This is a genomic window from Intrasporangium sp. (assembly GCF_051961875.1).
Classification (GTDB): Bacteria; Actinomycetota; Actinomycetes; order Actinomycetales; family Dermatophilaceae; genus Intrasporangium_A.
The window spans coordinates 1-4,671 of sequence record NZ_JBQCCV010000027.1; the positions used below are offsets into that span (position 1 = coordinate 1).

The following is a 4,671-nucleotide window of genomic DNA, read 5'->3' on the forward strand; positions in this document are numbered from 1 at the left end:
GCATGCAGGCGAACGGGCTGGGCCCGATGCCGGCGAGCTCCACCACCTTCGTGCCCGTGAGCGGGCCACTGCGCTGCGGCCTCGCCGGGTCGAGGCCGCCTGTCGTGCTCGTCATGGCCCGATCATGCCCGACCCCTGTGAGAAACCTGAGGCGCCTGAGACGCACCGCTCACTCGACGTTGAAAGGAGGCTGCCACTTTGGGACGGGTGGGACGCACCGCTCACTCGAGTGGCAAGGGCTTGCGCCCTCCCCTCCGTCGAGTGAGCGCTCCGTCACGCTCGCCTCAGCGGCCCCAAACGTCGAGTGAGCGCTCCGTCACGCTCGCCTCAGCGGCCCCATACGTCGAGTGAGCGCTCCGTCACTCGTGTCCCGGCCGTGACTCCCCGGAGCGCCGCCGCAGCCAGGCATCGAGGCCGATCGCCACGACGCCGGCCAGGCCGAGCCCGATCAGCAGGCCGAACGCGGCCAGGTAGGCGATCTCCGTGCCGGAGTCGTAGTTCGGCGCGTGCGTCCCGAACCCGCCGATGAGTGCACCGGCGATGATCCCCAGCACCGCCCCGGTGATGAGGAATCGGGTGAAGTTCGGCATACGTCGGGGCTGAGCGCTCACCCCTCAAGGGTAAGCGACCGCAGCGGCAGCAGTCCCTCGAGGTGGGCCCGCTGGCCGCTCGCCCGAACCGCGCCCGACTCGACCGCCGCTGACCACTCGAGCTCGCCGGTCACGAGCCGCAGCCAGGTCGTCGCATCGGTCTCGATGACGTTCGGCGGCGTCCCCCTGCGGTGCACGGGCCCGGAGATGCACTGCACCGCGCCGAACGGCGGCACCCGCACCTCGACGGTGCGCCCGGGAGCGAGCTCGCCGAGCTCTTCGAGGGTGTAGCGGACCGCGGTCGCGGTGGTGGCGCGGTCGGCGTGGAAGCCGGCTGAGCGGCATACCTCCACGGCGGCTCGGCCCTCGGCGACCGGCGTGCGACGACGGGGTGGCATGGTCGGCTAGCTCCGCCACCTCGGGAGCACTGTGGCGGCCACGGCCTCGAGGGTCGCGACGTCGCCGCGGAACGGCTCGGTGGTGCGCGGCCAGGGCACGACAATGTCGGTGAAGCCGAGCTCGGCGGCGCGGCCGACGACGTCCTCGAAGGCCCCGACGCTCTCGAGCGCGTAGGTCGGCATGGCGTCTGTGTTGAGGTAGCGGGTGATGGTGTGCCGCCCACGCCCCTTCTCGTCGAGGGTGTCCTCGAGCCGCCCGCAGACCTGCGCGAGCACCGCCCACCACTCGTCGGCCGTCTCGACCGGGGCACCGTAGGTCATCCAGCCGTCGGCGACGTCGACCGCGAGCCGGATGGTCCGGGGGCCGTTGGCCGCGACGATGAGCGGGACCCGGGGCTCGGCGTCCCCGCCCCGGACCGGCCCGGGCAGGGTGCGGACCTCGCGTGCGCCGTAGAAGTCGCCGTCGGCGGTCACGTGGTCCTCCCGGAGGAGCCGGTCGAGCAGCCCCGTGAACTCATGGAAGCGGTCGATGCGCTGCCGGAGCGTGAGGTCCTGGCCGAGGATGCCTGCGTCGAGGCCGGCGCCGCTGCCGAGGCCGAGGAGGAACCGGCCCGCGGAGATGTCGTCGAGCGCGAGGATCTCGCGCATGAACTGGACCGGCTCGTGGTTGTTCGGTGTCGAGACGAAAGTGCCGAGACCGAGGCGGTTCGTCACCATCGCGGCCGCCGTCAGGGTCGGCATCGCGGCCACCCACGGCGAGTCGGGCAGCCCGCCCCACGTGATGTGGTCGAACGTCCAGGCGTGGTCGAAGCCGAGGTCCTCGACCGCGCGCCACCGCGGCGCGGCCTCGGACCAGCGGTACTCAGGAAGGATCGTCACGCCGAATCGCATGGCTCTGACCCTAGCCACGCCCAGCGACAGCGAAACCGAGGGGCAAGAATGCTGCCCATGACGACGTGGACGACCGATGCGGTGCTCGCCGCCTCCAACGAGTGGCTCTGGGTGCCGGAGGACGCGCAGCGGGTGCAGACCGAGGAGCTGCTCGTCGTGGGCTATCCCGACCACTTCGAGGTGCCGACCAGCGCTCGGGTCTTCGGGTCCGGTCGCGAACCCGAGGAGCTGCTCGACGACGTCGACCGCATCACGCGGGGCTTCGGCCGGGACCAGGTCTGGTGGGTCGTCTCGGACATGACCACGCCGGAGGGCCTCGAGAGCGCGTTGCTGGCTCGCGGCGGCACGGTCACGGAGCGCGCCGATGTCCTCGCGCTCCGGCTCGCGGGAGGCCTGCCCGACCTCGGCGTGCCGGATGGTGTCGAGGTGCGTCGGGTGCGTGACGAGCGGACGCTGCGTGACGCCCTCGGGGTGGAGTCGGACGCGTTCCAGAGCAAGCCGGTGCCGGAGGACCGGATCCCGGCGAGCCTCGCGGAGATCGAGGGCGGGCTCGCCGACGACTCGAGTGGTCGGGTCGTGGCCTACGTCGAGGGAGTCCCGGCCGCGACCGGTGGCTGGACGATCGCCGGGGAGGTGTGCCGACTCTGGGGTGCCGGGACCGCGACCGCGCTCCGGCGCCGCGGCGCCTATCGCGCCGTCCTCGCCGAGCGGCTCCGCATCGGTCTGCGCCGCGGCGCCACGCTGGGGTTGACGCACGGGCGCACGGACACGTCCTCGCCGATCCTGCGCCGGGTCGGCTTCATCCGGTACGGCGAGCAGCGGCACGTCCACGTCGACGTGCCCCGGTGACCCCGTGACCGACCCGCCCATCAGCCTCGAGCGGGACGAGCGCGGCGGGATCACGGTCGTCATGGACGGCCAACCCCAGTCGCACGTCCAGCCCGACGACCCGCTCCTGCTCGTCTTCGAGTACGTCCAGCACCTGGCCCTCGCGATCGAGGCCCTGCCGCCCGGCCGCCTCGCGGTGACACACGTCGGTGGCGCCGGCCTGACCCTGCCGCGGTGGGTCGAGGCGACCCGACCCGGCTCGCCGCAGATCGTCCTCGAGCCGAACGAGGCGCTGACCGCCTTTGTGCGAGAACAGATCCCGCTCCCCCGCCGACACCGTATCCGGGTCCGCCCACAGGACGGGCTGAGCGGGCTGCGCGCGCTCGCGCCCGACTCCGCCGACGTGCTCGTGACCGACGCGTATGCCGCTGGGCGCGTCCCAGCGGAGCTCGGCTCAGCGGCATACCTCCTCGATGTGGGGAGGGTGCTGAGACCGACCGGGCTGGCCCTCTGGAACCTCGCCGACGAGCCGGGGTTCCGTTGGGGCGCACGGATGGTCGCCTCGATCAGTGCGGTCCTGCCCGAGGTTGCGGTCGCCGCGACTCACGAGGTGCTGAAGGGGAAGCGGTTCGGCAACACGGTCGTCATCGCCGGGCATGAGCCGCTCCCGGTGGAGGAGCTGCGGCGCCGGGTGGCCGGTGCCTCGCTACCCACGGGGCTCCGGGAAGGGGCGTCCCTCCAGCGAATGCTCGCTGGTGCCAAGCCTTTCGGCGAACACGGCGAGCCCAGCCCTTCCCCGCCGGACCCCGGCCGCTGGCGCCTCCGGTGATGCGCGCCTCAACCGTCGAGTGAGCACTCGACCCCACGCGTCACACCGGCTCGGGTGACAGGAGGGACGAAGCGCTCACTCGACTGAGAAGGTCACCTGCCGACGAAAGGTCACTCGCCGAGCCTCCAGGCGAGTGAGCCGAATCGGCGCTCCGGGCCTCCCTCGCGAGCGCTCGGTCGGGTCCTCACGCCTTGGCTCACTCGCCGAAGACGGCAGGCAGGGTCGCCTCGTGCGCGGCCTTGAGCTCGGCGATCGACACCGTGAACTGGTCCTCGATGACGAGGTCGCGGCCGCCGGTCGTGCCGAGGTGGACGCACGGCACGTCACCGATGATCTGCCCGAAGCGACCGGCGTGCTCGACGGAGACCGCCACGAGCACCCGTCCTGCCGACTCCGAGAACAGCGCGGTGAACGCGTCGAGGCCCTCGGCCACGTCTGCGATGTCGACCTTGGCGCCGACGCCGTGGCGCATGACCGCCTCGGCGAGCGCGATCGCGAGACCACCGTCGGACAGGTCGTGGGCCGCCTCGAGCAGGCCCTCGTTCGCCGCCGCCACGAGGACGTGGCCGAGCTCCTGCTCGGCGGCGAGGTCGACGGCCGGCGGCTTCCCGCCGAGGTGCTTGTGGATGACGTGGGCCCACTCGGACCCGCCGAGCTCGTCCCGCGTCGCGCCGAGCAGGTAGACGTGCGCGCCCTCGCTCCGGAAGCCGCTCGTGTTGCGCCGGGCCACGTCCTCCATGACGCCGAGCACCCCGATGACAGGCGTCGGGTGGATCGCGACGTCGCCCGTCTGGTTGTAGAACGAGACGTTGCCGCCGGTGACCGGGATGCCGAGGAACTTGCAGCCCTCGGCGATGCCGCGGATCGCCTCACGGAACTGCCACATCACGCCCGGGTCCTCCGGCGAGCCGAAGTTGAGGCAGTCGGTGACGGCGAGGGGCGCGGCGCCGACGGTGGCGACGTTGCGGTAGGCCTCCGCGAGCGCGAGCTGGGCGCCGGCATACGGGTCGAGCTTGGCGAACCGGCCGTTGCAGTCGGTCGCCACCGCGACCCCTCGCCCGGTCGACTCGTCGACGCGCACGACGCCGGCGTCGTCGGGCTGCGCGAGCGCGGTGTTGCCCATGACGTAGCGGTC

At 72.5% G+C, this 4,671-nt stretch carries 6 protein-coding genes; 2 read left to right on the forward strand and 4 right to left on the reverse strand.

The window, feature by feature from the left end; genetic code table 11:
- Nucleotides 1–359: 359 nt before the first annotated feature.
- The 3 genes from ACTHJJ_RS01660 to ACTHJJ_RS01670 are packed head-to-tail and all read right to left on the reverse strand — an operon-like array spanning nt 360 to nt 1,879.
- The gene (locus ACTHJJ_RS01660) at nt 360–611 is read right to left on the reverse strand and encodes a hypothetical protein (protein WP_440301200.1); all 252 of its coding nucleotides are present in this window, start codon (nt 609–611) and stop codon (nt 360–362) included.
- Nucleotides 608–988, reverse strand: coding sequence for a sterol carrier family protein (locus tag ACTHJJ_RS01665; RefSeq protein WP_440301201.1), 381 nt, complete (start codon nt 986–988; stop codon nt 608–610). The genes ACTHJJ_RS01660 and ACTHJJ_RS01665 overlap by 4 nt, the downstream gene beginning before the upstream one ends.
- 6 nt (nt 989–994) lie before the next feature.
- Complete coding sequence (locus ACTHJJ_RS01670) at nt 995–1,879, reverse strand: LLM class flavin-dependent oxidoreductase (protein ID WP_440301202.1); 885 nt, start codon at nt 1,877–1,879, stop codon at nt 995–997.
- A gap of 57 nt (nt 1,880–1,936) precedes the next feature.
- Between ACTHJJ_RS01670 and ACTHJJ_RS01675 the strand changes: the two genes are divergently transcribed.
- Both ACTHJJ_RS01675 and ACTHJJ_RS01680 read left to right on the forward strand, forming a co-directional pair.
- On the forward strand, nt 1,937–2,728 hold the full coding sequence (locus tag ACTHJJ_RS01675) for a hypothetical protein (protein ID WP_440301203.1): 792 nt from the start codon (nt 1,937–1,939) through the stop codon (nt 2,726–2,728).
- A 4-nt stretch (nt 2,729–2,732) separates the two neighbouring features.
- Nucleotides 2,733–3,536, forward strand: a complete 804-nt coding sequence (locus ACTHJJ_RS01680; RefSeq protein ID WP_440301204.1) for a spermidine synthase — start codon at nt 2,733–2,735, stop codon at nt 3,534–3,536.
- Nucleotides 3,537–3,732: 196 nt separating this feature from the next.
- Here the strand turns inward: ACTHJJ_RS01680 and ACTHJJ_RS01685 are convergent.
- Nucleotides 3,733–4,671: AIR synthase related protein (locus tag ACTHJJ_RS01685; RefSeq protein WP_440301205.1), on the reverse strand; the 939-nt coding region annotated here is incomplete at its 5' end.